The 25261-nt window shown below is 71.7% G+C and carries 27 protein-coding genes; 16 read left to right on the forward strand and 11 right to left on the reverse strand.

The genetic code is table 11. The annotated features are described in order from the left end of the window. Positions 1-26: 26 nt before the first annotated feature. The 6 genes from ACF0H8_RS17085 to ACF0H8_RS17110 form a co-directional block, all read right to left on the reverse strand. The gene (locus tag ACF0H8_RS17085; RefSeq protein WP_395290077.1) at positions 27-1070 is read right to left on the reverse strand and encodes a DUF4432 family protein; all 1044 of its coding nucleotides are present in this window, start codon (positions 1068-1070) and stop codon (positions 27-29) included. Next, positions 1067-2281 carry an ADP-dependent glucokinase/phosphofructokinase gene (locus ACF0H8_RS17090; protein WP_395290078.1) on the reverse strand — a complete coding sequence of 405 codons (1215 nt, stop codon included), beginning with the start codon at positions 2279-2281 and terminating at the stop codon, positions 1067-1069. Before ACF0H8_RS17090 ends, ACF0H8_RS17085 begins: the two co-directional genes overlap by 4 nt. 19 nt (positions 2282-2300) lie before the next feature. Then, positions 2301-3182, reverse strand: coding sequence for a ketose-bisphosphate aldolase (locus ACF0H8_RS17095; RefSeq protein WP_395290079.1), 882 nt, complete (start codon positions 3180-3182; stop codon positions 2301-2303). A 61-nt stretch (positions 3183-3243) separates the two neighbouring features. Further along, positions 3244-4146 carry a carbohydrate ABC transporter permease gene (locus tag ACF0H8_RS17100; protein ID WP_395290080.1) on the reverse strand — a complete coding sequence of 301 codons (903 nt, stop codon included), beginning with the start codon at positions 4144-4146 and terminating at the stop codon, positions 3244-3246. A 2-nt stretch (positions 4147-4148) separates the two neighbouring features. Further along, positions 4149-5096, reverse strand: coding sequence for a carbohydrate ABC transporter permease (locus tag ACF0H8_RS17105; protein ID WP_395290081.1), 948 nt, complete (start codon positions 5094-5096; stop codon positions 4149-4151). A 77-nt stretch (positions 5097-5173) separates the two neighbouring features. Further along, a complete protein-coding gene (locus ACF0H8_RS17110; RefSeq protein ID WP_395290082.1) occupies positions 5174-6466 on the reverse strand; it encodes an ABC transporter substrate-binding protein in 1293 nt (430 codons plus the stop codon). A gap of 295 nt (positions 6467-6761) precedes the next feature. Here ACF0H8_RS17110 and ACF0H8_RS17115 point away from each other — a divergent pair, with 295 nt between their 5' ends. From ACF0H8_RS17115 to ACF0H8_RS17140, 6 genes are all read left to right on the forward strand, one after another. Beyond that, positions 6762-7625, forward strand: a complete 864-nt coding sequence (locus tag ACF0H8_RS17115) for a DeoR/GlpR family DNA-binding transcription regulator (protein ID WP_395290083.1) — start codon at positions 6762-6764, stop codon at positions 7623-7625. Between the two features lie 160 nt (positions 7626-7785). Then, complete coding sequence (locus ACF0H8_RS17120; protein WP_395290084.1) at positions 7786-8028, forward strand: helix-turn-helix domain-containing protein; 243 nt, start codon at positions 7786-7788, stop codon at positions 8026-8028. 2 nt (positions 8029-8030) lie between these two features. Then, entirely contained in the window at positions 8031-8555 is a 525-nt protein-coding gene (locus tag ACF0H8_RS17125; protein ID WP_395290085.1) for an IclR family transcriptional regulator, read from the forward strand. Between the two features lie 143 nt (positions 8556-8698). Beyond that, positions 8699-9418: a class II aldolase/adducin family protein gene (locus ACF0H8_RS17130; protein WP_395290086.1), complete on the forward strand. Its 720-nt coding sequence runs from the start codon at positions 8699-8701 to the stop codon at positions 9416-9418. A 34-nt stretch (positions 9419-9452) separates the two neighbouring features. Then, the gene (locus tag ACF0H8_RS17135; RefSeq protein ID WP_395290087.1) at positions 9453-10430 is read left to right on the forward strand and encodes an ABC transporter substrate-binding protein; all 978 of its coding nucleotides are present in this window, start codon (positions 9453-9455) and stop codon (positions 10428-10430) included. Continuing rightward, complete coding sequence (locus tag ACF0H8_RS17140) at positions 10427-11416, forward strand: ABC transporter substrate-binding protein (protein ID WP_395290088.1); 990 nt, start codon at positions 10427-10429, stop codon at positions 11414-11416. Before ACF0H8_RS17135 ends, ACF0H8_RS17140 begins: the two co-directional genes overlap by 4 nt. 151 nt (positions 11417-11567) lie before the next feature. Here ACF0H8_RS17140 and ACF0H8_RS17145 read toward each other — a convergent pair whose 3' ends face one another. Together ACF0H8_RS17145 and ACF0H8_RS17150 are read right to left on the reverse strand one after the other, a co-directional pair. Continuing rightward, positions 11568-12824, reverse strand: a complete 1257-nt coding sequence (locus ACF0H8_RS17145) for a lanthionine synthetase LanC family protein (RefSeq protein WP_395290089.1) — start codon at positions 12822-12824, stop codon at positions 11568-11570. A 184-nt stretch (positions 12825-13008) separates the two neighbouring features. Next, positions 13009-13647, reverse strand: a complete 639-nt coding sequence (locus tag ACF0H8_RS17150; RefSeq protein ID WP_395290090.1) for a TetR/AcrR family transcriptional regulator — start codon at positions 13645-13647, stop codon at positions 13009-13011. 424 nt (positions 13648-14071) lie between these two features. Between ACF0H8_RS17150 and ACF0H8_RS17155 the strand changes: the two genes are divergently transcribed. From ACF0H8_RS17155 to ACF0H8_RS17190, 8 genes are all read left to right on the forward strand, one after another. After that, positions 14072-14290, forward strand: coding sequence for a Flp family type IVb pilin (locus ACF0H8_RS17155; protein WP_395290091.1), 219 nt, complete (start codon positions 14072-14074; stop codon positions 14288-14290). 95 nt (positions 14291-14385) lie between these two features. Next, positions 14386-14775, forward strand: coding sequence for a TadE/TadG family type IV pilus assembly protein (locus ACF0H8_RS17160; protein WP_395290092.1), 390 nt, complete (start codon positions 14386-14388; stop codon positions 14773-14775). Then, positions 14763-15752 (forward strand): pilus assembly protein TadG-related protein, encoded by a 990-nt coding sequence (locus ACF0H8_RS17165; protein WP_395290093.1) that lies wholly within the window; start codon positions 14763-14765, stop codon positions 15750-15752. The genes ACF0H8_RS17160 and ACF0H8_RS17165 overlap by 13 nt, the downstream gene beginning before the upstream one ends. Before the next feature lie 10 nt (positions 15753-15762). Beyond that, positions 15763-16485 carry a Flp pilus assembly protein CpaB gene (cpaB, locus tag ACF0H8_RS17170; RefSeq protein ID WP_395290094.1) on the forward strand — a complete coding sequence of 241 codons (723 nt, stop codon included), beginning with the start codon at positions 15763-15765 and terminating at the stop codon, positions 16483-16485. After that, positions 16482-17681 (forward strand): CpaE family protein, encoded by a 1200-nt coding sequence (locus ACF0H8_RS17175; RefSeq protein ID WP_395290095.1) that lies wholly within the window; start codon positions 16482-16484, stop codon positions 17679-17681. Before cpaB ends, ACF0H8_RS17175 begins: the two co-directional genes overlap by 4 nt. Then, entirely contained in the window at positions 17678-19453 is a 1776-nt protein-coding gene (locus tag ACF0H8_RS17180; protein ID WP_395290096.1) for a CpaF family protein, read from the forward strand. The genes ACF0H8_RS17175 and ACF0H8_RS17180 overlap by 4 nt, the downstream gene beginning before the upstream one ends. After that, positions 19450-20382, forward strand: coding sequence for a type II secretion system F family protein (locus tag ACF0H8_RS17185; RefSeq protein WP_395290097.1), 933 nt, complete (start codon positions 19450-19452; stop codon positions 20380-20382). The genes ACF0H8_RS17180 and ACF0H8_RS17185 overlap by 4 nt, the downstream gene beginning before the upstream one ends. Before the next feature lie 13 nt (positions 20383-20395). Beyond that, entirely contained in the window at positions 20396-21304 is a 909-nt protein-coding gene (locus tag ACF0H8_RS17190; RefSeq protein WP_395290098.1) for a type II secretion system F family protein, read from the forward strand. Here ACF0H8_RS17190 and ACF0H8_RS17195 read toward each other — a convergent pair. Continuing rightward, positions 21297-21539 carry a hypothetical protein gene (locus ACF0H8_RS17195; protein WP_395290099.1) on the reverse strand — a complete coding sequence of 81 codons (243 nt, stop codon included), beginning with the start codon at positions 21537-21539 and terminating at the stop codon, positions 21297-21299. The two genes, ACF0H8_RS17190 and ACF0H8_RS17195, sit on opposite strands and share 8 nt — an antisense overlap. A 7-nt stretch (positions 21540-21546) precedes the next feature. Then, positions 21547-22074, reverse strand: coding sequence for a 5-(carboxyamino)imidazole ribonucleotide mutase (gene purE, locus ACF0H8_RS17200; protein ID WP_395290100.1), 528 nt, complete (start codon positions 22072-22074; stop codon positions 21547-21549). 255 nt (positions 22075-22329) lie between these two features. Between purE and ACF0H8_RS17205 the strand changes: the two genes are divergently transcribed. Both ACF0H8_RS17205 and ACF0H8_RS17210 read left to right on the forward strand, forming a co-directional pair. Next, positions 22330-22968 carry an isochorismatase family cysteine hydrolase gene (locus ACF0H8_RS17205; protein WP_395290101.1) on the forward strand — a complete coding sequence of 213 codons (639 nt, stop codon included), beginning with the start codon at positions 22330-22332 and terminating at the stop codon, positions 22966-22968. 42 nt (positions 22969-23010) lie between these two features. Next, the gene (locus tag ACF0H8_RS17210; protein ID WP_395290102.1) at positions 23011-23469 is read left to right on the forward strand and encodes a hypothetical protein; all 459 of its coding nucleotides are present in this window, start codon (positions 23011-23013) and stop codon (positions 23467-23469) included. A 564-nt stretch (positions 23470-24033) separates the two neighbouring features. Here the strand turns inward: ACF0H8_RS17210 and ACF0H8_RS17215 are convergent. Further along, positions 24034-25251, reverse strand: a complete 1218-nt coding sequence (locus ACF0H8_RS17215; RefSeq protein WP_395290103.1) for a 5-(carboxyamino)imidazole ribonucleotide synthase — start codon at positions 25249-25251, stop codon at positions 24034-24036. Positions 25252-25261: the final 10 nt, after the last annotated feature.

Genomic DNA, 25261 nt, shown 5'->3' on the forward strand with positions numbered 1-25261 from the left:
TCGGGGGCGCCGTCGACGACGGGCCCTCAGTCCCTATGTGCCGCCAAGGTGTCGCGCTCGTCGAGCGGAGACACGACCCCGGTCTCCACGCCGATGCGCACCCCGGTGCGCCACTCCTGCCCGGGTTCGAGCACCGGGGCCCCGGCGCCGGGCTGGTCCCGCTCCGGGCCGAACATCGGCGCGCTCGCCGGTTCTATCCCGAGCACCCATGCGCCACGTGCAGGCCAGTTCCAGGTGAACAGCCGCGGCAGGACGGCGGCGTCCCACTCCACGGCGAGCCGCCCGCTCCCTCCAGGCGCCGTGAGTACGGCACGGGCAGACGTCCCGCTGGTGCGCACCCGGTGCTCGGCCACCACAGCCGCTGCGCCGCGCTCGGGCGGCGGCACCACGAGCGGCTCACGCCCCGGGGGGCACGGTTCGCGCAGCAGCGGCTCATCGGCGTCGACCAGGAGCCGTGACCCAGGCCGGAGCATCGGCGCGCCGACGTTGATGTGGTAGAGCAGCGGCACGCCTCTCGGCTCGTCGCCCTCGTTGCGCACGATGTCGTTCACGACGACGGAGGGCCGGCCGGTCCCCGTGACGACCTCCCGCTCGACGACCAGACGCGTGCCGTAGAGCCGGGTGTGGCCGATCACGCCGCGCACGTGGACGTCGATGCCGTGCGCCGTCCGCTCGTGCCACCAGCGCACGTCGGCGGCAGGCGTCAGGTGATGGGTGCCGTGCTGGCCGGAGCCTTCTCGTGCCGGGCCGATGTTGTCCGGGCCGCACGTCGCCAGCAGGCCGCCGAGGAAGCGATCCTCCCAGCCACGGCCGGGCCCAGGATCGACGCGGTGCGGCGACCGCCAGGCGAGCGGCACGCCGGCCCACCATGCCGCGCCGAGGTCGAGCCCGCGGTCGAGGAGGACGTCGAGACTCAGCCCGCCGGCCAGCCGGAGCACGAGGACGCGGTCGCCGCTCGGTCGAACGGCCTCGTCGATGCTCGCCAGGGCCTCGGGGAGAGTGACCATGCCCTCGTCGAGCAAGCTCGTCCACTCCGCCTCGGCACTGAGACGCGGGTCCGCGGCACTCACGCCACTCCCCTTCCGGCACCTTGCCGCGTGCGGGCGAGAGCGGCGATGAACCCGCCGACGAAGGAGTCGCCCAGGCCGATGGTCGTCGGCGTGGGGGTCTCGAGGATCACGGCGGGCACGCAGCAGGCCTGACCCGGCAGCCGCCGTTCGAGCTGCCGCGCGAACGCGGCGCCGCCGCCATGACGCGGGAGGCGAGCGACCTGCTCGTAGTCCGCGATGGTGAAGGCGTCACCGTGGACGTAGCGGGTGCTGGCCATGACGATGCCTCTGTCGAGAGCGTCCCGGTAGGCCTCCGCGCCCTCGCCCAGGGCCAATGACCAGTACTTGGTGTGGACCACGACGGTCCTGGCGGGCACGACGTCGCGCAGCTGCGCCGAGGCGACCGCGACGGCATCGGCGTCGAGGAGGTCCACCCGGCGCCCGACGTACGCCTGTAGCTCGTCCTCGTTCATGCCGTACACGTCGACGAGGTCGAGCAGACGCTCCCGGACGAGGTCGCTCATCCCGGGCACGTGGAATCCCGCGTCCTCGTACACGACCTGCGCCCACGCGGGAAGGGAGCGCATGTGCTCACGAAGCTCGTCGAGCCGGGTCCGCAGCGTCCCGGCGTCCTGCATGGAGTTGAAGCCCGAGACGAGGAAGACCGCGGCCGACCTCAGCACGCTCCCCAGCTCCGGGCTGATGCCCAGCTCCCGGTTGGGCGGGTCGTTGACGTAGATGAGGCGGTTCGCGTGGGGCGCCTCGATGTCCACGTCTCCCGCCCGGACCCGCGAACCCGCCGGGAACTGCACGATGAGGTGCGGGTCGACCGTGTCGCGCGTGGCGCTGCACACATAGGAGACCTCGTCGGGCAGCATCTGCCGGACCTGGTCGTCGATGCTCACCAGGTGGAGCGTGCTGCGCACCCCGAGCCGGCTCATCGCCAGCGCCGCCCTGACGTTCGTCCCGCCCAGTGTGGTCCGCCGGGGGAACCGCGCGGCGAACGCCTCGACGATGTCGGAGGAGGCGACGGACCGCTCTCCTCCGACACCGTCGCGGACGAACCCCAGGACCGAGCGGACGAGGTCGCGTTCGCTGGACACCTCGAGCGACGTGCTGAGCTCAGCGGCGCTGATGCCGTACCGCTCGACGAGGTCTGCGAGCACGGCGGGGTCCCAGCTGATCTCGTAGTCGAGGCATCCGCCAAGACCCAGAACGATCTCCTCGTTCATCGTCGCGCCGCTCGTCTCGTCACATGGTGGCCAGCAGGCGCGGGCTCAGGTAGAGGTCCGCCTTCCCGGCCGCGTCGAAGAGGTCGATCTTCTGCGCGGCCGTGACCTTCATGGCCTCGACGCAGGCGGGCTGGATGGAGTTGGGCTCGCGGAGCCCCTCGTCCCGCAGCACCTCGCGCATCTTCTGGTGGTAGGCGACCTTGATGTCGCTGGAGATGTTGATCTTGTTGATCCCCAGCTTCACGGCCTGCCCGATCTCACGGTCCGGGTTGTTGGAGCCGCCGTGGAGCACGAGCGGCACCGCGACCTTGGCCTTGATCTGCTGCAGGAGGTCCAGTTTGAGCTCGGGCTTCATCCACGACGGGTAGATGCCGTGGGACGTGCCGATGGCGATGGCGAGGCTGTCCACACCGGTCTGCTCGACGAAGCGGACCGCGTCGTCGGGGTCGGTGTAGATGATCGAGGCGGTGCCCTCCTCGGCCTCGGAGTCCGTCTTGCCGATCGTGCCGAGCTCACCCTCCACGGACAGGCCGACGGCGTGCGCCGCGTCGACGGCCTGCTTGGTCAGGGCGACGTTCTGCTCGAACGGGAGCATCGAACCGTCGAGCATCACGGAGGTGAAGCCGGTCTGGATGGCGAGCAGCATCTGGTCGAAGCTCGCGCCGTGGTCGAAGTGGATCGCCACCGGCACGGTGGACCTGTGAGCCCGCTGGATGAGCCCGGGCATGAAGTCCACGCCCACGTGGCGCAGCTCGTCCGGGTGGATGGCGATGATGAGGGGCGCTCCCTTCTCCTCGCCGATCTCGAAGATCCCCTGGCTCATCGCCCAGTCGCTGATGTTGAAGGCGGGAATGGCGAAGTTGTGCTTGTCGGCGACCTGTAGCAGATCAGCGCCGTTCATCAACATGGGGTGGTTTCCCTTTCTTGGGTGACAAAAACAGCCGCGGTGGCGGTATGGGTGGTCAGAGCTTCACTGCGCCAGCGGTCATCCCGCCCATGAAGTAGCGCTGGAAGAAGAGGAAGAGGAGGAGGACGGGGATGCACCCCAGGACGCTCATTGCCATCATCTCGTTCCACTCGTAGGAGTGCTGGCCCATGAGGAGCTGGATGCCGATGGGGACGGTGCGCATGTCCTCGGTGCGCGTGAGGGTGAGCGCGAAGAGGTACTCGTTCCACGCGATCATGAACGTGTAGATCCCGACGGAGACGAGGCCCGGGACGGAGATGGGCACGAGGATCCGGAACAGCGCCGTCAGCGGACCGGCCCCGTCCACCTTCACGGCTTCGTCGAGCTCCCGCGGGAGGGTGTTGAAGTAGCCCGTCATCATGATGATGGCGTAAGGCAGGGTGAACACCATGTAGGTGAGGATCAGGCCCGCGTAGGTGTTGTAGAGGCCCAAGCCGACGACGAGCCCGAAGTAGGGGATCAGCAGCGTGATCGGCGGAACGGCCTGCACGCTCACGATGACCACGTTGAGCGGGCGCTTCAACGGGAACTCGTACCGGCTGAAGGCGTAGGCGGCGAGAACCGCCACGAACAGGGTCAACAGCGTCACCGAGAGCGACACGAAATAGCTGTTGCCGAAGAAGCGCAGCTTCACCGGGTCGGTGAGGATCGACGTGTACGCGTCGAAGGAGAAGTTCTCGGTGATCAGCCGCGGCGGGTACTCGAAGATCTCCGCGTTCGACTTGAACGAGCTGAGCGCCATCCACAGCACCGGTAGGCCGGAGAACATCGCTCCGAGGACCAGGGCGACGATGAGGCCGCCCCTCTGGAGGGCGCGACGCCTCTTCAGGGCGGCGCTCACGTTGCGCGGAGGCCCTGCGACCTGCAGGCCGGGCCGAGGCTGCACGATCGTGCTCATGATCAGTCCCTCGCCTTCTGGTGCTTGACGTAGAAGAACGCGAGCACCATGGACAGCGCCAGCACGACGACGGCGCTGGCGGACGCGACTGAGAAGTCGTACCCCGCGAAGGCGAGCTTGTAGGTGAACGTGCTGAGCATCTCCGTCGCGACGATCGGGCCGCCGCCCGTGGTCATCCAGATGAGCGCGAACTGCTGGGTGGTCCAGATGAGGTCCAGCAGCGCCATGCTGATGATGATGGGCCGCAGCTGCGGGATGGTGACGTGGAGGAACTGCTTGACCGCGCCCGCGCCGTCGACCTTCGCGGCCTCGTACAGCTCCTTCGGGATGCCCTGGAGGCCGGCCAGCAGGCTCACCATGAAGAACGGGTACCCGCACCAGACGTTGATGAAGGTGACGGCGTGCAGGGCGAGGTTGGGGTCGCTCAGCCACTCCACGCCGGATTCCCGGAGCCCCACCGTGGTGACGAGGTAGTTCACGATGCCGTTGGGGCTGAGCAGCATCCGCCAGAGCACCGCGACGATGGCGATGGTGAACAGCCACGGGACGATGTAGATCACGCGGAAGAGCGCCTTGGTCCGGGCGCCCAGCATGTCGGTGTTGAGCAGCATCGCGAAGCCGAGACCGAGCACGAAGTGCGCGACCACGCTCACCCCGGCGAAGTACGCCGTGTTCTTCACCGCGGTGTAGAAGACGGGGTCGGTGAGGACCTGCGCGTAGTTCTCGAAGCCGACGAACTGGGACTCCCGCGCCGTGATCACGCGGTCCAGCAACGAGTAACCGATGACCATGACGATCGGCGTCACCATGAGGATGACCAGGAGGATCACGGTCGGCGACAGGAAGCCATAGGGCGTCAAGCGCCGCCGGAAAAGCGCACGGTTCGAGCGCCGGCGGTCCTGCAGCACGTTCGCCGTCGAGACCGAACGTGGGAGGGCGGAGGTGGACACGGAGACTGTCTCCTCGGATCATGGCCGCGCCAGGCCTGGGCCTGGCGCGGCCGATCGGGTGGGTAGAGGCGGACTCGCTAGAACTCGCTCATCCATTTCTCCTGAGCGTTGCTCAGGGTCACGTCGACGGACTGGCCCTCCTCCAGCGTCCGCTGCAGCTCCTCGCTGAAGTCGCGCATGAGCTGCTCCGCCACCGGGAGACCGACGAACTCGTTGGCGGGGTAGCCCTCGTTCCAGACGTCGAACGCCGTCTGGAACAGCTCGTCCCCCTGGACGTAGTCAGGGACGGCGCTCGTGTTGCCGGGGAAGGCGTTGGCCGCGGTCGAGAGCTCGGCGTTGACGGACTCGCTGAGCAGGAACTCGACGAGCTTCCAGGCCTCCTCCTTGTTCTCACTGTTCTCGGCGACGCCGATGCCCCAGGACGCGTAGGGGATGCCCCGCTCGCCCTCGTAGCCGTCTTCGGCAGGAACAGCGGAGATGTTGAAGTTCAGGTCCGGGTTGCTCTCGCGGATCGTGTTGATGTGCGCGAGGGAGGAGATCATCATGCCGACGCGGCCGTTGGCGAACTCCTCCACCTTGTCCTGCTCCTTGAGCGTGGCGGCGCCGGGCGCGATGACTCCGGCGTCCGACAGCTCCTTGATGTACTCGACGCCGCTGGTGACCTCGGGGTTGGTCAGGTCTGGCTGGCCGTCCTCGAGCATGCTCCCACCGGAGGCCCACACCCAGGACATGACGTCGTTCTGGACGCCATTCGGGGTCTCCAGGGACAGCGGCAGCACCCAGCCGCTGGTGTTGCCGCCGAGCGCGGTGATGGCCTCGGCAGCTGCCTTGAACTCGCTGCGGTTGGTGGGCGGCGCCTCGACGCCGGCCTGCTGGAGCAGGTCGTCGTTGGTGAAGAGCATGTAGGCGAAGTTGACCACCGGGATCATGTAGGTGGAGCCCTCCACCTGGACCTGGCTGGCCAGCTGGCTCTCGTCGTACCCGGCGTCGCTCATGAGAGCCGAGAGGTCGCTGATGGCTCCCTGGTCGACGAAGTCGTGGACCCAGGCGCCGTCGAGTCCGACGACGTCCGACATCGTGCCCGACGCGGCGCCGGCGACGACCTGCTCCTTCGTGGAGGCGTACGGACCGGAGAGGAGCTCGACGGTGATGCCCGGGTTCTCCTCCTCGAACTGGTCCATGAGGCCGCGCAGCACCCCGTCCGGCAGCTCGGGCTCCCACCACTGGGCGAACTCCAGGGCCACGTCGCCGCCCTCGTCCCCACCGGTACCGGGCGCGTCCCCGCCTCCTCCGCATGCAGCAGCGGTGAGGGCGATCGCGGTGATGCCGGCGCCCGCTGTGAGGCTCCTTCTTCGAGCACCCTTGCTCATGACACTCCTCTCTGAGTCTCTGCCGCCTCTTGCGCTCCGATGCACGCTTCTGCGGTTTTGTGAACCGTAGTGCTGGGAGCGGTACTGCGTCAAGCATCCGAATCTGCACGACCTGGCGGCATGCCGCCGTGTTGCGGCGCGCGCTGCGCACGAAGGCGCACACTTCGGCATCTCGGCCCGCGTCGCCCCGCGGTCCGAGCCCGTCCTGAGGCCATACGTCGGGCTGCGGCGAGGCAAGGGCCAACGGGACCTTCGCACCTTCCGGCGATGTTCGTTCTCGTGCTAGAAATTGCGTGTGGTTGCTTCAGCGGGCGTAGAGACGTCAGGAAACCAGCGCAAGCTGCCGGCGGGCCGGAAGGCTGAGCTGGCCGCCGTCGTGTTCGACGTCGGCCAGGTGACGGTCGCCGAGCTGGCCGAGCGCTTCGACGTCTCGCTCGACACCATTCGTCGGGACCTCGACCAGCTCGATGCGGACGGCGTCCTCATCCGCACGCGCGGAGGTGCCATGAGCCCGTCCGCGCTCCCGCGTCCGGACACCGGCCTCGACGTGCGGCGCCGGGTCCAGACGTCAGCGAAGGAGGCGATCGGGACGCTCGCCGCCACGCTCGTGCAGGACGGGTCCTCGCTCATGATCAACGGCGGTACGACCGCCCTCGCCGTGGTCCGCAACCTGCGCGACCATCGCGACCTCACCATCGCGACGAACAACCTTCTCGTCCCGTCGGAGATCAACCCGTCCGCGGTGCGGGACCTGTACATCTTCGGAGGAACGGTACGGATCAGCGCGCAGGCCACGGTCGGCCCCGTGGTGTTCCGGAACGGCGTCAGCGGAGCCGAGGTGGACGTCCAGTGCGATCTGGCACTGATCGCGGTCGGCGCCGCATCGGTGTCGGGCGGCTACTCCACGAGCAACCTCGCCGAGGCGGCGATGATGTTCGAGATGATGGAGCGCGCGTCGCGCGTCGCCGTTCTGGTCGACTCGTCGAAGTTCAGCAAGCGGCTGTTCGCCCAGGTCGCTGATCTCAGCCGGGCCGACTACCTCGTCACCGACCAGGAACCCCCGACGGACCTGCTGGAGGCGCTGCGGCACCACGACGTCGAGCTTCTGGTTCCCGGCAGGGACTCGACCGCGGCACCCGTGCGGTCCCTCAAGGCGTAGGAGCCGGGCCCACGGTCAGCGTTGCCGGCGCTCGCACGTCAATGAGCTGGAGGATGTCCGCCGAGTTGTAGTCGCCGGCGGTGCTGGGACGCGGCCGGCGTGCGGTTCGACGGCCACGTTGCTCCACCGTCATTGCGGACGGGCGGTTACCGTGTGCGCTGTGCGGAACGCCGACCGCCCGGTGCCGCAGTACCCCATCGAGGGGGTCGATCGGGTCCTCCGGGCACTGACCCTCTTCAAGCACGAGCCCGAACTGCGGCTGGCGGACGTGCGCGAGCGCCTCGGCGTGGGCCAGTCAACGGCACACCGGCTGATGGCCATGCTGGTCTACCGCGGCTTCGCCTGCAGGACCCCGCCACGAAGGTCTACCGACCCGGACCGGAGCTGCTCGAGGTGGGCCTGACGGTGGCAAACCACTTCGACCTGCGCGCCGTCGCCCGCCCGGTGCTGGAGGAGCTCGCCACCAGCTGCGGCGAGACCGTGCATCTCGGCATGCTCGAGGACACCCACGTCCGCTACCTCGACTGCATCGAGAGCCCGGCGCTGCTCCGCGTGGGCGGCCGGGTCGGCCTGCGCACGCCCGCCTACGCCTCCAGCCTCGGCAAGGCCATGCTGGCCACGCTCAGCGACGACGCCGTCCGAGCGCTCTTCCCGGAGGAGGACCTGCCGGCCGTCACCGCCCGCACCGTGACGACCCGCTCCGCCCTTCTCGCGGAGCTGCGCCGGGTCCGCGAGCGCGGGTACGCCCAGAACCGCGAGGAGGTCGAGCCCGGCGTCGCGTCGGTGGCCATGGCGGTGCCGGCGTCCGCCCGGGGCGTCGTCGCCGCCATGAGCGTGGCCGCGCCCGTCAGCCGCTCCTCCGCGGATCGCGTGCGCGACCACGCCGACTTCCTCACCCGGGCGACGAGCCGCCTGGCCGACCTCCTCTGACACGGGCGTTCTGCTGAGCAGACGTCCAAGTCTGTACAGCGCAGCGGCTTCCCTCTACCGTTCCCGACAGGGCCGCTCACCGGCGAGCGGCCCCCACAAGGAAAATCCCGCCGGGCGCATCGCGGCGCCGGGAGAGGAGCGCCATGTCCCAGGTTTCCGGCAGCACCGTGGGCGCCCAGCAAGCCGAGCTCGCCGACGCCAATCGCATCCTCTTCGAGCAGGGGGTGCTCGACGCCTTCGGTCACGTCAGCGTCAGGTCCGAAGACGACCCCGAGACCTTCCTGCTCTCCCGCAACCTCGCCCCCGCGCTCGTCGGCCCGAAGGACGTCCAGCGCTTCACCCTCGATGCCGTCACCGACGACCCGCGCCCGCCCTACCTCGAGCGCTTCATCCACGCGGAGATCTACCGCGCCCGGCCGGACGTGATGGCCGTCGTGCACAGCCACTCCCCCGCCGTCGTCCCGTTCAGCGTCTCCGCCATCCCGCTGCGCCCGGTGCTGCACATGGCTGGCTTCCTCCCCCAGGCCACCCCCGTGTTCGAGATCCGCGAGGTGGCCGGAACCGGCACCGACCTGCTCGTCCGCACCGCCGAGCTGGGCGTGGCCCTGGCCGACGCGCTCGGCCGCGCGCCGGTGGCCCTCATGCGCGGCCACGGCTCGGTCGCCGTCGGCGGCACCCTGCCCGAGGCCGTCTACCGGGCCATCTACACCGAGGTCAACGCCCGCGCCCAGGCCCAGGCCCTCCAGCTCGGTGGGGCCACCTTCCTCACCGCCGAGGAGGGCGCCGCTGCCGCGGCCACCAACGCCTCGCAGATCGACCGCGCCTGGACCTTCTGGCGCGACCACGCCCGCCCCGCCCGCTGATCCCGGCGCTCGCCGGCCGTCCCGAAGGAGTGACATGTCGACTCGCAGAACGGCCCTCGCGGCCGCCGCCGCCACAGCCCTGACCCTCGCCGCCTGCGGAGGCGGCGGGGAGACCGGCGGGGGCGGCGGCGACCAGGCCGCCGAGGGCGAGCTCACCCAGGTCACCATCGGCACCCAGCCCATCGTCGACTCCGCCCCGCTCTACCTCGGCCAGGCGGAGGGCTTCTTCGAGGAGGAGGGCATCGAACTGACCATCGAGAGCGCTGCCGGCGGCGCCGCCGTCATCCCCAGCGTCGTCTCGGGTGACTTCCAGTTCGGCCGCGGCAACATCCTCTCCACCATGATCGCCGTCGACGAGGGCCTGCCGCTGCGCTGCGTCGCCAACGCCAACTCCACCACCGGCGACCCGGACTTCGGCGCCGTCGTCGTGCTGCCCGACTCCCCCATCCAGACCGTCGCGGACCTCCCGGGTAACACCGTCTCGGTCAACACCCTGGCCAACATCGGCGACACGACCATCCGCTCCGTCGTGGAGGAGGCGGGCGGCGACCCGAACGCCGTCGAGTTCACCGAGGTGCCCTTCCCCGACGCCCCCGCCGCGCTCTTCAGCGGGCAGGTCGACGCCGCCTGGATCCTCGACCCGTTCCTCACCCAGGCAGTCAACGACGGCGCCCGCGTCATCTCCTACAACTTCTACGAGTTCCACCCCGAGCTGGACATCTCCTGCGTGTTCACCAGCGAGCAGACCATCCAGCGCGACCCCGACCTGGTGGAGCGCTTCACCCGGGCGATGAACCGCTCGCTGGAGTTCTCCCAGGAGAACCCCGACGCCGTGCGGGACATCGTGGGCACCTACACCGAGATCGACCCGGCCATCCTCGACCAGATGGTGCTGCCGACCTTCCGGGTGGACTTCAGCCGCGAGGCCGCCGAGAAGCTGGGCCAGAAGGCCGTGGAGTACGGGTCGCTGTCGGAGGAGCCGGACCTCGACGCCCTGCTGCCCGCGCAATGACGGCGCTGCCGCTCTCCTTCGCCGCCGCCGGGTACGACCGGCTCCGCGCGCTGCAGGACGGCCGGGTCCGGCCGGAGGGCATCGACCTGAACATGCTGACGCTGCCGGTGGAGGAGACCTTCTACCGGCAGCTCAAGCACCGGGAGTTCGACGTCTCGGAGATGAGCCTGTCCTCCTACGTCCTCACCCTGGAGCAGGAGGACCCGCCGTTCGTCGCCATCCCGGCGTTCCCGTCGCGGTACTTCCGCCACCAGACCATGTTCGTCAACGCCCGGGCGGGCATCGCCTCGCCGGCGGACCTGCGCGGGCGCCGGGTCGGCGTGCCGGAGTACCAGATCACCGCCGGGGTCTGGCAGCGCGGGATGCTGCAGGACCGCTACGGCGTGCGCACCGAGGAGATGCGCTTCGTCAGCGGCGGCGTCGACGCGCCCGGCCGCAGCGAGAAGATCGGGCTGGACCTGCCGCCCGGGATCGTCGTCGAGCCCGCCCCGGCGGGCGCCACCTTGTCGCACATGCTGGCCGACGGCGAGCTGGACGCCCTGTTCACCGCGCACGTGCCGGCGAGCTTCCACACGAGCGAGCACGTAGTGCGCCTGTTCCCGGACTACAAGGCCGTGGAGCAGCAGTACTTCCGCGACACCGGCATCTTCCCGATCATGCACCTGGTGGTGGTCCGCCGGGCGGTGCACGAGCGGCACCCCTGGGTGGCCCGGTCGCTCATGAAGGCGCTCGACGCCGCCCGCGCCCTGGCGCGCGAGGACCTGCTGTACCGCAGCGCCCTGACCGTCATGCTGCCGTGGCTCGCCGACCACGTGGAGGAGACCGTCGCCGTCATGGGCGAGGACTACTGGACCTACGGGATCGAGGCCAACCGCACGGTGCTGGAGACGTTCCTGCGCTACTCCCACGAGCAGGGGCTGGCCAAGCGCCGCTGGGCGCCGGAGGAGATCTTCGCGCCCGGGGCCGAGGAGTCGTACGTCATCTGAGGCACTGGGACGACGCGTCACCTGAGGCACCGGGACGACGGCGGACGGCGTCGCCGGCGAGGACCGTCGCGCGCGGCGAGCGGCGTCCCGTGCGGTGACCGTCGCGCCCGGCGGGCCCCCCTGCCGCCCGCCGGACGCCGTCACCCGCTCCTCACCAGAAGAACGGCACCCGCCGCTCCCCGGCCCGGCCCAGGTGGCCGAGCGCCAGCAGCACGCCTGCCACGCCGTCCTCGAGACCCATGGACATCTCGGCGGCCGCGTCGGCCCGGGCGTCGGCGTGGACGGTGAGCGGCTCGAGGTACGGGCACACCCGCACGAAACGCTCCTCGGGCGTCTCCCACGGGTGCGAGCGCAGGTACTGCAGCGCCAGCACCGTGCCGGCCCGCCCGTGCGACAGGCCCGGGTGGGCCAGCAGCCAGCGCTCGGCGGCGGCGGTGAGCTCCTCGGCCGCCTCGGCCACCCACGGCGCGTCCAGGTGCTGCTGCGCCTGGCGCAGCACGATGGCGACGCCGATGCTGCCGTTCTCCAGCGAGCCCGGCCGCGTCCACAGCGGGAGCGCGGCGTGCCGGCCGAAGGACTTCCAGCCCAGCAGCGCGAGGTCGTGGCGCAGGCAGTCCTCGATGGGCCGCAGCAGCGCGGGGTCCTCGGTGAGGTCGTACATGTGCAGCAGGAACAGCGCGACGCCGGCGCCGCCGCGCGAGAGACCGAGGCGGTCCAGGCGCGGGCGCTCCGCCAGCCGCTCCACGAGTGCGCCGGCGATCTCATCGACCTTGGCGAGCAGGGCCTCCGCGTCGGGGATGGGCGCGCGCTCGAGCAGCGCGAGCCCGAGGCCGGCGAGCCCGTCGGCGAGGGTGACGCCGAGCTCGTCCAGCGGGGTCTCCTCCACGGCCCGCCACAGCCAGGCGGCGTCGGCGGAGCGGCCGAGGGCGTCCAGGGTCAGCGCCAGGCCCGCGTACCCGTCGGCAAGCCCGGCACCCGCGTGCGGCATGCGGTGCGTCGCATCGACGAGCCAGTCAGCGAGGGCGTCGGGCACGTGCGCGCCGGTCTCGCACAGCGCCCACAGCACGCCGGCCGTGCCGTGGGCGAAGCCGAGGGCCTCGGCCCCTCCCACGCCGGGCGCGCCGGGAAAGAGCGTCTCGGCGGACGCGGGCGTGGCGCTGGCGATGATGCCCCCGGCCAGCCGCTCCACGAGGCGCTTATAGCCCGCGGCGTCCGCCAGGTTGACCGGCGTCCCCGCTCGCTCGCGGGCGGCGAGGGCCCAGGGCAGCGTGGCGCCCTCGTCGGACGCGGTGGCGCCGCAGCTGACGCGGGCGCTCGAGCGGCGCGTCAGGCTGGCGACGGGTCCCCGGCGGGCCGCGTGGGCCGCGCCGGCGGCCACGGCCAGCAGGTGAGCGGACGGAATGGACATGCGTGATCCTTCGCTGTGCCCGCGGCTCCGCCCCAGCCCCGGGTGACTGTCACCGCAGGTGCTGCGGTGTCCGACGAATCAATCCTGTCCTGGGAATCGGCCCTCTTTCCACCAGAACTGGTGGCACGGACCTGCCATGTCCGGAAGTTGCCACGGTGTCGGGCTGGCTGCCGCGCGCCGCGGGTCAGCGCCTGGGCGCGGGCAGGCCGGCGCTGATCTGGTTGAACGCGTCCTGGATCAGCTCGGCGAGGCGGTTGCCGTCGCCGCCGGACCGGGCCCACAGGCGCATGGCCGACTTGATGCCGGCCACGGCACTGGCTGCCACGAGCCAGGGGTAGACCTCGGTGTCGACGTCGCTCCCCGTGCGGGTGGCGACGGCACCGCGCAGCTCCTCCTCGAGCTGGTCGTACTGGGCCGCCTGGAACGGCAGCAGCGACGGGTACTGCTGGACGAGCTCCATCTTCTGCACCATGAGCTTGAGCTGGTCCTTGGTGCGGGAGTTCGCGAACTCGCAGAGCACCTGGCACAGCGCCTTCAGCGGCGGGGAATGCTCGGCCGCTGCGGAAAACCGCTCGACCAGGACTCGTGGCTCCTGGGCGCCGGCGGTGACGACGGCCTCCTCCTTGCAGGAGAAGTAGTTGGAGAAGGTTCGCGGGGAGACGAACGCCTGGCGGGTGATCTCCTCGATGGTGACGTTGTCGAGCCCCTTGTCGGCCGTCAGCCGCAGCGCTGCGTCGGCCAGTGACTCCCGCGTCATCTGCTTCTTCAGCGCTCTCAGGCCCATCTCCGGGGCTTCATCCACCGCGATCTCCGCTGCACTCATGGGCACACCCTAACGAGACAAACTTGCATGTCCAGAAAACTTGCCGACACAGCAGTTATCGGCCACGGCGTCGTGGATGTGACTCCTTGGGGCGTGAAGACGCTCACACTGTACAGGCGTCGCGGTGTACCGCGGTGCAGTTCTGAGTCGCTCGGCGCGTGTGCGAAACGTTTTCATGAACGTCCGCACAGAGCTCACTTTTGCCGGTGAAACCGCATTCTTCCACCGAGGCCCGGCCGGACCCGAACGATGCAGCAGCGCCGCATGGACGCTTCATGAGCAATTTTGCTCTCCAACTAAAGATTCTCGCACCGAACCCTTGCGGAATCCGCAAGGTTTCTGCAGCATTGTGTCCGAAGGCCGGATCCGACCGGCACACGTCGCGGTCCGGGCCTCCCGGAGCGCCGAGCCCAAGGAAGATCACATGAACCGCGCAGCCGCTTACCTGCTCTCCACCCTCCACATCGTCCAGGGCCGCTTCGAGGACCGGAAGGACCGCGGCGCCACCGCCGTCGAGTACGGCCTCATGGTGGGCCTCATCGCCGTCGTCATCATCGCGATCGTCGCGACGCTCGGAGAGCAGCTCGCTGCTCTGTTCCAGGGTGTCAGCGACGAACTCCCCGATGCACCCGCCGAGGGCTGAGTTGCGATCGCAACCGCTCCCGGCGCAGCGAACCCCCTGACCGCTGCGCCGGGACCGGCCCGGCCGCCGAGAGGAAAAGCAACGGAGGAGGCTTAGTGAGCCGAAACCAGCGCGACCGCGGCGCGGCCGCCGTCGAGTTCGCCCTCGTCCTCCCCCTGCTGCTCCTTCTCGTCGCCGGCATCGCCGAGTTCGGCCGCGCCTATCACCTGCAGACGACCCTGTCCGGGGCCGCCCGGGAGGGGGTCCGCGTGATGGCGCTCCACAACGACGACGACGCGGCGCGCGCGACCGTGAAGGCCTCCGCCCCAAGCCTGGGGCTCACGAACTCGCAGATCCGCGTCACCCCGACGACCTGCATGACCAGCACAGCCACCCCGACGGCGACGGCCACGGTCACCGTCACCTACCCCATGGACTTCATCACCGATCTGTTCGGCGCCGACCTCACGCTCACCGGGAAGGGGACCATGCGATGCCACGGCTGAGGGACGAGCGCGGCGCCGTGAACGTCGTCGTGGCGCTGTTGATGATCCCCCTCGTCGGGTTCGCCGCCGTCTCCGTCGACGTCGCGGCCATGTGGGCCGAGCGCCAGCAGCTCCAGACGGCTGCCGACGCCGGCGCCCTCGCCGTCGCCCAGGACTGCGCCCACGGGAGCTGCGGCGCGCCGGCGACCACCGCCCAGACGCTCGCCACCCAGAACGTCAACGACGGCGAGGTACAGGCGGCGGTCACGACGCCGAACCTCACCCCCGCCACGGGCCGGGTGACGGTCCAGACCGAGGGCGTGCGCGAGCACTGGTTCGCCCCGCTCCTCGGTGTGGACCGGACCGGCATCACCGCCGCCGCCACCGCCGCCTGGGGCAACCCGACCGGCGGGACCGCCATGCTTCCCCTCGCGCTGCACCGGTGCGAGCTGCAGGCGCAGATCGAGCGGCAGGGCGGCTCCCTTACCTCCGCCAGCCCGGTGCTGCTGACGATCCTGCGCTCGAAGGACCTCAAGCACACCGACCTGCCCGCCGACTGGCCCTGCGACCGGACCAACTCCGGCAACCCGGTGCCCGGGGGCTTCGGCTGGCTCAAGACCGACCCCGGCACCTGCCGCAGCACCAGCGCCATCGCCGACCACGTCCAGGGCTCCGACCCCGGCAACTCCCTGCCGTCCGCGTGCGAGACGACCGACATCCAGAGCCTGCGCACCGCCACCGTGCTCCTCCCCGTCTACGACAACTGGGGCGGCCAGGGAAACAACGCGTGGTTCGACATCGTCGGCTACGCCGCCTTCACCCTGCGCGGGTACGAGTTCGTCGGGCACGGCGGGGACCGCTGGGGCACGCCGTGCCCCAAGAGCGTCAACACCTGCATCAGCGGCCAGTTCGTCGAGTTCGTCGACCTGTCCGACGCCTTCGACTACGGCACGGGCGCCCCCGACCTGGGCGCCTCCGTCGTGGCCCTCACCGATTGAGCGAGTAAGAGTGAAACGTCGTGTTCTCGCCGCCGTCGCGGCGATCGTGCTGGCCGTGCTCGGCGGCGCGCTGGTGCTGACCTACGTCGCGGCCGCCGACGAGCGCGCCATGGCGGGGATGGAGCCGGCCACCGTGCTCGTCGTCGCCCAGCCCGTCGCCCAGGGCACCCCGGCCGAGGACCTCGCGGACCTGGTGGCGCCCGAGGAGCTGCCCGCGGCCGCCGTCGTCCCCGGGGCAGTCGCCGACCTCGACGACCTCGCCGGCAAGGTCGCGACCACCGACCTGCAGGTGGGCGAGCAGCTCCTCGCCGCCCGGTTCGCCGAGCCCGGCGTCGTCGATACCGGCGCCGTGGAGATCCCCCCCGGGATGCACCAGGTCTCCGTGCTGCTCGAGCCGCGGCGCGTCGTCGGTGGGCACCTCGCCCCCGGCGACACGGTCGGCGCCTTCGTCTCCTTCGCCGAGCCCGCCCGCACCCGCCTCGCGTTCAACAAGGTGCTCGTCACCGATGTGCAGGGCGGCATCACCCCGCCGGCGCCGACCGACCAGGAGCAGGCCCCGGCCCCGGACGTGGCGCCCACTGAGAGCGTCATGGTCACCCTCGCCGTCAGCGCCCCCGACGCCGAGCGCCTCGTCTTCGCCGCCGAGCACGGCAGCCTCTGGCTCTCCCTCGAGCCAGACGACGCCACCACCGACGGCACCCGCATCGTCACCGAGGAGAACGTGTACCCGTGAACCACGTCATCCTGGCCACCACCTCCACCGAGCTGACCGCCAAGGTCGACGCCGCGACCGGCGGCCGGTTCGTCGCCATGCCGGCGATGCCGTCGGCGGCGGGGCAGGTGCTCGCCCTCGCCGGCGGCGTGCCCGAGGTCGTCGTCCTCGACTCCCGGCCCGCCGCCGAGCCGATGCTGCAGCTCACCGCCGACCTCACCGGGCTCTTCCCGGGCATCGGCGTCGTCCTGGTCAGCGACCAGCCCGCGGAGCTCGGCCTGGCCGCCATGCGCGCCGGGGTGCGCGACATCCTCGACCCCAGCGCCGCCGTGGACGACGTCCGCACCGTCCTCCAGCGCGCGGCCCAGCTCACGCGGCCGCAGACGCCCCCGCCGGGCATCCCGCTGCCCGAGGACCTCGGCGCCTCCGGCCGGATCATTTCCGTGGTCTCGCCCAAGGGCGGCGTCGGCAAGACCACCGTCGCGACCAACCTCGCCGTCGGCCTGGCCAGGGCGGTCCCGCACTCCACCGTGCTGGTCGACCTCGATCTGCAGTTCGGTGACGTCGCGAGTGCGCTCAACCTCGACCCCGAGTACTCCCTCGCCGACGCGGTCCACAACCCCGCGCGCCGGGACACCATGGTGCTCAAGACCTTCCTCACCCTCCACGAGACCGGCCTGTACGTGCTGTGCGCGCCCGAGTCGCCCGCCGCGGCCGACGGCATCGGCGGCGACGACGTCGGCCGGCTGCTGCAGAGCCTCGCCACTCAGTTCCGGTACGTCGTCGTGGACACCGCGCCGGGCCTGAACGAGCACACCCTCGCGGCGCTCGACCAGACCACCGACCCGGTGCTGCTGACGAGCATGGACGTGCCCGGGGTGCGGGGGCTGCGCAAGGAGCTCGACACCCTCACCGACCTCGGCATGTTCGCCGAGGGCCGGTTCATCCTGCTCAACTTCGAGGACGCGCGCAGCGGGCTCTCGATCGCAGACGTCGAGGCGACGATCGGCCGCGACGTCGACATGACCCTCCCCCGGTGCCCCGTCGTCCCCGCGTCCGTCAACCAGGGCGTCCCGCTCATGCAGCTCGGCGGCAAGGACCCCATGACCCGCCAGCTCGGCCGGCTCGTGGACCGCTTCGCCGACGTGCCGCTGCTCGCCGCCAAGCCGGGGCGGCGGCGCGGGCGCCACCGCGGCGTGCGGGTGGGTGCACGATGAACCTCGCGCAGCGCCTCCGGGCCGCCGGGTCGCACGCCGACGACAACAGGGCGGGCACGCCGTCGGACGCGGCCTTGCCGGGCACAGCCGTCGGCGGTGCAGAGCACCAGCACCCGTCGCGGCTGCCGTCCGAGCGGCGCGCCGCCGGCCACGGCGAGGCGCAGCCCGTGCCCTTCCCGGCGCAGGACGCCACGCCGCCGGTTCAGCCGCCCCCGCCGCGCGCCTCCGGGCCCAGCATCCCGACGTCGGCCCCGGCGCACTCCGCTCCCGGCTGGGCTCCGCCGTCTGCGGCCGCGGCCGGTGCGGCGTTCGCGGCACCGGCCGCCCCGCCGCCCACAGAACCCGCCGTCGCCGGAGCACCGACCCCGCCGGGCGGCGTGCTCTCCCCGCACGGGACCCCGGGCCCGGAGCGCGTCCCCGCGGAGCGGGCCACGCTGTCCGCCCGCCGGGTCGCCTCCGACCACGCGCCGGCCGCCGCTGCGCCGGGTGACGCCCTGGCCCGGCTCAAGGACCGCGCGGCCGCCGCGCTGTTCGAGCGCATGGGCGCCCGCCTCACCGACCCCTCCCTCACCGAGGACCAGCTCCACGCCCTCGTGCGCGCCGAGCTCAACCAGGTCGTCGAGGAGCAGAAGGTCCCGCTCTCCGGCGAGGAGCGCAAGCGGCTCATCCGCGAGGTGCAGGACGACGCGCTGGGCCTCGGTCCGCTGCAGCGCCTCCTCGGCGACCCGGAGATCACCGAGATCATGGTCAACGGGCACGACATGGTCTACGTCGAGCGGGCCGGCAAGCTCACCCGCAGCCCCGCGGCGTTCGCCTCCGAGGAGCACCTGCGCCGGATCATCGAGCGGATCGTCTCCCGGGTGGGCCGGCGCATCGACGAGTCTTCCCCGCTCGTCGACGCGCGCCTGGAGGACGGCTCCCGCGTCAACGCCGTCATCCCGCCGCTGGCCTTCAACGGCTCGTCGCTGACCATCCGGAAGTTCTCCAAGGACCCCTACAAGGTCGGCGACCTCATCCGGTTCGGCACCATGAGCCCGGAGATGGCCGAGCTGCTCCACGCCTGCGTGGCGGCGCGGCTGAACATCATCGTCTCCGGCGGCACCGGCACCGGTAAGACGACCCTGCTGAACGTGCTGTCCTCGTTCATCCCCGACGGCGAGCGGATCGTCACGATCGAGGACGCCGTCGAGCTGCAGCTGCAGCAGGAGCACGTCGTCCGGCTCGAGGCCCGCCCGCCCAACACCGAGGGCAAGGGCGAGATCACCATCCGGGACCTGGTCCGCAACTCGTTGCGCATGCGGCCCGACCGCATCGTCGTGGGCGAGGTCCGCGGCGGGGAGTCCCTGGACATGCTGCAGGCGATGAACACCGGCCACGACGGGTCGCTGTCCACCGTGCACGCCAACTCCCCCCGCGACGCCATCGCCCGCCTGGAGACCCTCGTGCTCATGGCCGGCATGGACCTGCCGCTGCGGGCCATCCGCGAGCAGATCGCCTCCGCCGTCGACGTCATCGTCCAGCTCACCCGGCTGCGCGACGGCACCCGCCGCGTCACCGCCGTCACCGAGGTGCAGGGCATGGAGGGGCAGACCGTCACGCTGCAGGACGCGTTCCTCTTCGACTACTCCGCCGGGGTGGACCCGGGCGGCCGGTTCCTCGGCACCACGGTGCCCACCGGCGTGCGGCCGAAGTTCACCGACAGGTTCGCCGAGATGGGCATCGCCGTCTCCCCGCGCGTCTTCGGCGTGCCGGACCACTGGGGGCCGCGGTGATCCAGCTCCAGATCGGCCTGGGCGCGCTCGTGGCGGGCCTGGCCGTCGCCGTCTACCTGCTGCTGGGCCCGCGGCGGGCGAAGCTTCCCCTCGCCCGGCGCCGCCTGGGCGCCGCGCCGGAGCCCGGCCTCCTCGCCGGGGCGGCGGCGTTCACCACCGACGCCGCCGCCCGCGCGCTGCGCCGGCGCGCGCCCGGCGCCGGCGTGGCGCTGCTGGAGCGGGCCGGGGTGAAGAGCCGCCCGCAGGACCTGCTCGTCCTGCTCGTGATCGGCGCGCTCGTCGCCGCCGCGGTCGGCACGGTGCTCGGCGGGCCGCTGCTGGGCCTGCTCCTGGCCGCCGCCGTCCCCGTGGGCGGCCGGGTCCGGCTGGGCATGCTGGTCCGCAAGCGGCAGGCCGCCTTCGCCGACCAGCTCGACGACTCCCTGCAGCTCATGGCCTCGAGCCTGCGCGCCGGGCACAGCCTCATGCAGGCGCTGGCCTCCGTCGCGCGCGAGTCCGAGCAGCCGACCTCGGAGGAGTTCGCGCGGGTCATCAACGAGACCCGCCTGGGCCGGCCGCTGGGCGACGCGCTGGCGGAGACCTCCGCGCGCATGGGCAGCGAGGACTTCGAGTGGGTGATCCAGGCGATCGCGATCAACCGGGAGGTCGGCGGGAACCTCGCCGAGGTGCTCGACGGCGTGGGCCGCACCATCCGCGAGCGCAACCAGATCCGCCGGCAGGTGAAGGCGCTCAGCGCCGAGGGCAAGCTCTCGGCCTACGTCCTCATGGCCCTGCCCTTCGGCATCGTCGCCTTCCTGCTCGTCGCCAACCCCGGTTACCTCGCCAAGTTCACCCAGAGCCTGCTCGGGTACGGGCTCATCGGCCTGGCGGTCGTGCTGCTCGTGGTCGGCGGGGTGTGGCTGGCCAAGACCGTCAAGATCAGGTTCTGAGAGGAGAGAGGACGTGGTTCCCGCAGTGGTGCTCGCCGCCGTCGCCGCCCTGAGCGCGTCGCTGGCCGTGCTGACGTGGTTGCTGCTCGCCGGGCCGGACACGGCGCGGCGGCGCACCGTGGCGAACCTGCAGCGCGGGCTGCAGCGCGCCGACCCGGCCGCCGCGGAGCTGGCCGCCGCCGGTCTCGGCGTGCAGCCGGGCGGGGGGCTCACCGCTCTCGCGCGGCGCCTGACCCCGGCCGGCTCCGTCCGGGTGCTCGAGAGGCTGCTCACCCGCGCCGGGCGCCCGGCGGCGTGGCCGCTGGAGCGGCTGCTGGCGGCCAAGCTGCTCCTGGGCCTGGTGGCCGCCGCGCTCGTCGTCCTGTACGCCTCGGCCTCGCCGGGACCCCTCACCGTGGTCATCGGGCTCGTGGTGGTGGCGGTCTGCTACTTCCTCCCCGAGCTGCTGCTGCACAGCCGCGCCCAGGAGCGCAGCGAGCGGATCCAGCTCGAGCTCGCGGACACGCTGGACCAGATGACCATCGCCGTCGAGGCCGGTCTCGGCTTCGACTCGGCGATGGCCCGGGCCGGCCGGAACGGCAAGGGCCCGCTCGCCGGGGAGCTCGTCCGCACCCTGCAGGACATCCAGGTGGGGCAGTCGCGCCGGCAGGCGTACGAGGCGCTGGGCCTGCGGACCGACGTGCCCGACCTGCGGCGCTTCATCCGCGCCGTGGTCCAGGCCGACTCCTACGGCATCGCCATCGGCGACGTGCTGCGCACGCAGGCCGCGGAGATGCGGCTGAAGCGGCGGCAGCGGGCGGAGGAGAAGGCGATGCAGATCCCGGTGAAGGTGATCTTCCCGCTCATCCTGTGCATCCTGCCGGTGCTGTTCATCGTGCTGATGGGGCCGGCCGCGATGGACATCATGGAGGCGTTCAGCTGAGGGTCCGGCCGCGAGTGCGTCGTGGTGCACTGCGTGGACGGTGGCGCCTGAGCAGCCGCCGACCGCCGTACATCAGCAGGCTTCCCCCGGCCAGCAGACGGGCGACGGCGTAGAGGAGCTGCATCGTGACGCCGTCCGTGGCGCGCCAGACACCGATCCCTAGGCCCGCGATCACGAAGCCGGCGCCGCCGACCAGCATGAGCCAGCCCAGCGCCGCCCAGCCGCGGTGTCCCACGCCGGGCTCAGGCCCCGAAGCCGACCTTGTGGCCGCGCTTGGCGCGCAACCGGGCGCCCTTCTCCTGCGCGACCTGCCGCAGGCCCTCCTGGTAGGTGACCATCTGCTCGCGGATGCGGGCGGCGTCGTCGTCGGTGCCCGAGGCGAGGATGCGGGCGGCGAGTAGGCCGGCGTTCTTCGCGCCGGCGATGGAGACCGTGGCCACCGGGACCCCGGCGGGCATCTGCACGATGGAGAGCAGCGAGTCCATGCCGTCCAGCCGCGCCAACGGCACCGGGACGCCGATCACCGGCAGCGGCGTCACCGCCGCGAGCATGCCGGGCAGGTGGGCCGCGCCGCCGGCGCCGGCGATGATCACGCGCAGGCCGCGCTCGGCGGCGGTGCGTCCGTACTCGAGCATCTCGGTGGGCATGCGGTGGGCGGAGACGACGTCGACCTCCGCCTCGATGCCGAAGTCCTCAAGGACGTCGGCGGCCTCCTCCATCACCGGCCAGTCCGAGTCCGACCCCATGACGATCCCTACAGCTGCGCCCATCACACGTCTCCTCGCTCCCCCGGCGCCGCGGCCGGGCCTGGCAACCATGTCCCGGCGCCGCCGGGCTTGGCGCCCAGTCTGGCACCGGCCGTGTCGCCGACGCGGTGGCGTTCACGCTGGGCACAGGCGTCACACCCGTCCCACGTTCGCGCACGCCGTCGGCGCGTCGGGCGCGAAGGGGCCGCGAACGCCTTCACGCCCGGGGCCGGCGGGTGACACGATCGCTCCCTCATCAACGATGATCGAGGAGCCCCCGTGTCCATCGCCGCCCAGTGCACCGCCGTCGTGCTCATGGAGTTCCAGAACGAGTTCGCCTCGCCGGGCGGTGCGATGCATGACGCCGTCGCTCCGGTCATGGAGTCCAACGACATGCTGGAGAAGACGGTGGCGCTCGTGGACCACGCTCGGGAGGCCGGCGCGACGATCCTGCACGTGCCGATCGCGTTCGCGCCCGGCTACGGCGAGGTGGGCGACCAGCCCTACGGCATTCTCGCGCGCGTCATCGGCACGGGCTCGTTCATCAAGGGCACCTGGGGCGCGGAGATCGTCGAGGACCTCGCTCCCGAGAACGGCGACATCCTGGTGGAGGGCAAGCGCGGGCTGGACGCCTTCATGTCGACCAACCTGGACTTCATCCTGCGCTCGAAGGGGCTGAGCACCGTGGTGCTCACCGGATTCCTCACCAACTGTTGCGTGGAGTCCACCATGCGCACCGCGTACGAGAAGGGCTACGACGTCTACACCGTCGTCGACTGCGTGGCCGCGACCAGCCGTGCCGGGCACGACAACGCCATCGCGCACGACTTCCCGCTGTTCTCCAAGACCGTCACCGCCGCCGAGCTGACCGCCTCCCTCGCGGGGTTCGGGGACCTTGGCGCGCGGCGCGCCTGCTGAACCCGCCGAGCCAGCGGTGGCCCCGCCGAGGAGGACACGACCATGGACCGATCACTGCTCGCCCCCGCGGTGGCCTTCGCCGCCGTCACCGCCTACGGCTCCGCCGTCGCGCTTCGGCACGACCTCCCGAGCGAGCCGCTGGGTCACCGGTTCCCGCCGCTTCCAGTGCCACTGAGCCTCTCCGCCGGACTGAGCGCCGGGACGGCCGCTCCGTGGCCGATGCCGCTGGCCACGCTCCTCGCCGCGGTCTCCGCACGCCCGGGCGGGAGCGCCCCGGGACGGGTGTGCGCCTGGGTGGGCGCTGCGCTGATCTCCGGGACGCTCGTGGAGCCCCTCACCTGGGGCCGGCGCTCCCACGAGGCCGCGGCGCTGGCCACGGTGCCGCTGAACCTGTTGGTGGGCGCGTGGCTGGTCGCCGCGGGCGCCGGGCCGCGACCCGATCGGCTCACTCGTCGGTCGCGCCGGCTCGCGCCGCCGCGGTCGGTACGTAGTCGCCCCTGACCGGGGTTTGCGCCGTCGGGGCGCGGCATCGTTTCCGAGTGGTGTCAACTAATCCGAACTGACGACGGCGAATCGAGCGCTGGGCCAGGTTTGTGGACGCGAGCGGGAGACGAAGCCAGTCTTGCTACTTTCTGGGCCGCGGCCGGCCAGGTTTGTGGACGCGAGCGGGAGACGAAGCCAGTCTTGCTACTTTCTGGGCCGCGGCCACCCGCACATCGGTGCGGGCGCCTTGCCATCGACCTGGTCAACGCGAGAGGACGAGCATGATGCCGGATCGCGTTCCCCCGCACCCGCGGGAAGGGTAGATCTGCACGCTGAGCCATCCAGGTCACGTGGGCAGATCTATCAGGAGTTCAGATATCCCGTCGCTACGTCAGATCTTCTAACACCACGCGAAAGCAATAGGTCGGCCCCGCGCGTCCGGCCGCGCACCAAGAGGCGCCTCGTCCCGCTTCTCGCCTCTCACCACGTACCGGGCGTCCCGGCCCCGCACCCGGCGTCTCCCTCCGCACCCCCGGCGCCTCCGCGCCCCCGGCGTCTCGGCGGGAGACAAGGAGTACCTCGCTAGCGGTCGACGCGGTCGGTGTCCTCGTCGCTGACCCGGTCCTCGGCGCCGCCGTCGCCGTGCAGCAGCGCGACGGCGGCGCGGGCGGTCGCGCGGGCCTGCTCGAGGTCGTCGCCGGTGACGTTGACGTGGCCGAGCTTGCGACCCGGGCGCACGTCCTTGCCGTACAGGTGCACCTTCGCCTGCGGGTACCGCGCCATGAGCGCCGGGTAGGCGTCGCGGGGCTCGTCCAGCTCGGAGCCGAGCAGGTTGACCATCACCGTGTGCGGGGCCGTGGCGGCGGTGTCGCCCAGCGGCAGGTCGAGCACGGCGCGCAGGTGCTGCTCGAACTGGCTCGTCACGGCGCCGTCGATGGTCCAGTGCCCGGAGTTGTGCGGGCGCATGGCGAGCTCGTTGACCACCAGGCGGGAGGTGCCGTCGTCGTGGTGGACCTCGAACATCTCCACCGCGAGCACGCCGGTCACGCCCAGCCCCGTGACGATGCGCTCGCCGATCTCCTGGGCGCGCGCCGCCGTCTCCGACGACAGGCCCGGCGCCGGGGCGAGCACCTCGGCGCACACGCCGCCGCGCTGGATGGTCTCCACCACCGGCCAGGCGCGGACCTCGCCGCTGCCGTCCGGGCCGCCGGAGGGCCGGCGGGCCACCAGCACCGCCAGCTCGCGGGTGAAGGGCACCTTCTCCTCGGCCAGCAACGCGTCGCCGGGCGCCAGGGCGGCCAACCAGTCGGCGGCCTCGGCGGCGGAGCTCACGACCCGCACGCCCTTGCCGTCGTAGCCGCCGCGGGCGGTCTTGACGACGACGGGCCAGCCGGTGGCGTCGCCGAAGGCCTGCAGCTCGGCCTCGTCGCGCACCGCGGCCCACGCCGGGCAGGGGGCGCCGACCTCGGTGAGCCGGGTGCGCATGACGATCTTGTCCTGGGCGTGCACGAGGGCGTCGGGGCCGGGCCGCACCGGCACGCCGTCGGCCTCCAGCTCACGGAGGAGGCCGCCCGGGACGTGCTCGTGCTCGAAGGTGAGCACCGCGGCGCCGGCGACGAGCGCGCGGATGGCGGCTGCGTCGTCGGCCGCGCCGACCGGGGCGTCCGGGACCACCTGGGCGGTGGCGACGGTGGGCGACTCCACCAGGACGCGCAGGTGCACCCCGAGGGCGATCGCCTGCTGCTGCATCATCCGGGCCAGCTGGCCCCCGCCTACGACTGCGACTACCGGTGCTCCCACGGTGTTCGAG

The sequence above is a fragment of the Georgenia sp. AZ-5 genome (assembly GCF_043952095.1).
Classification (GTDB): Bacteria; Actinomycetota; Actinomycetes; order Actinomycetales; family Actinomycetaceae; genus Georgenia.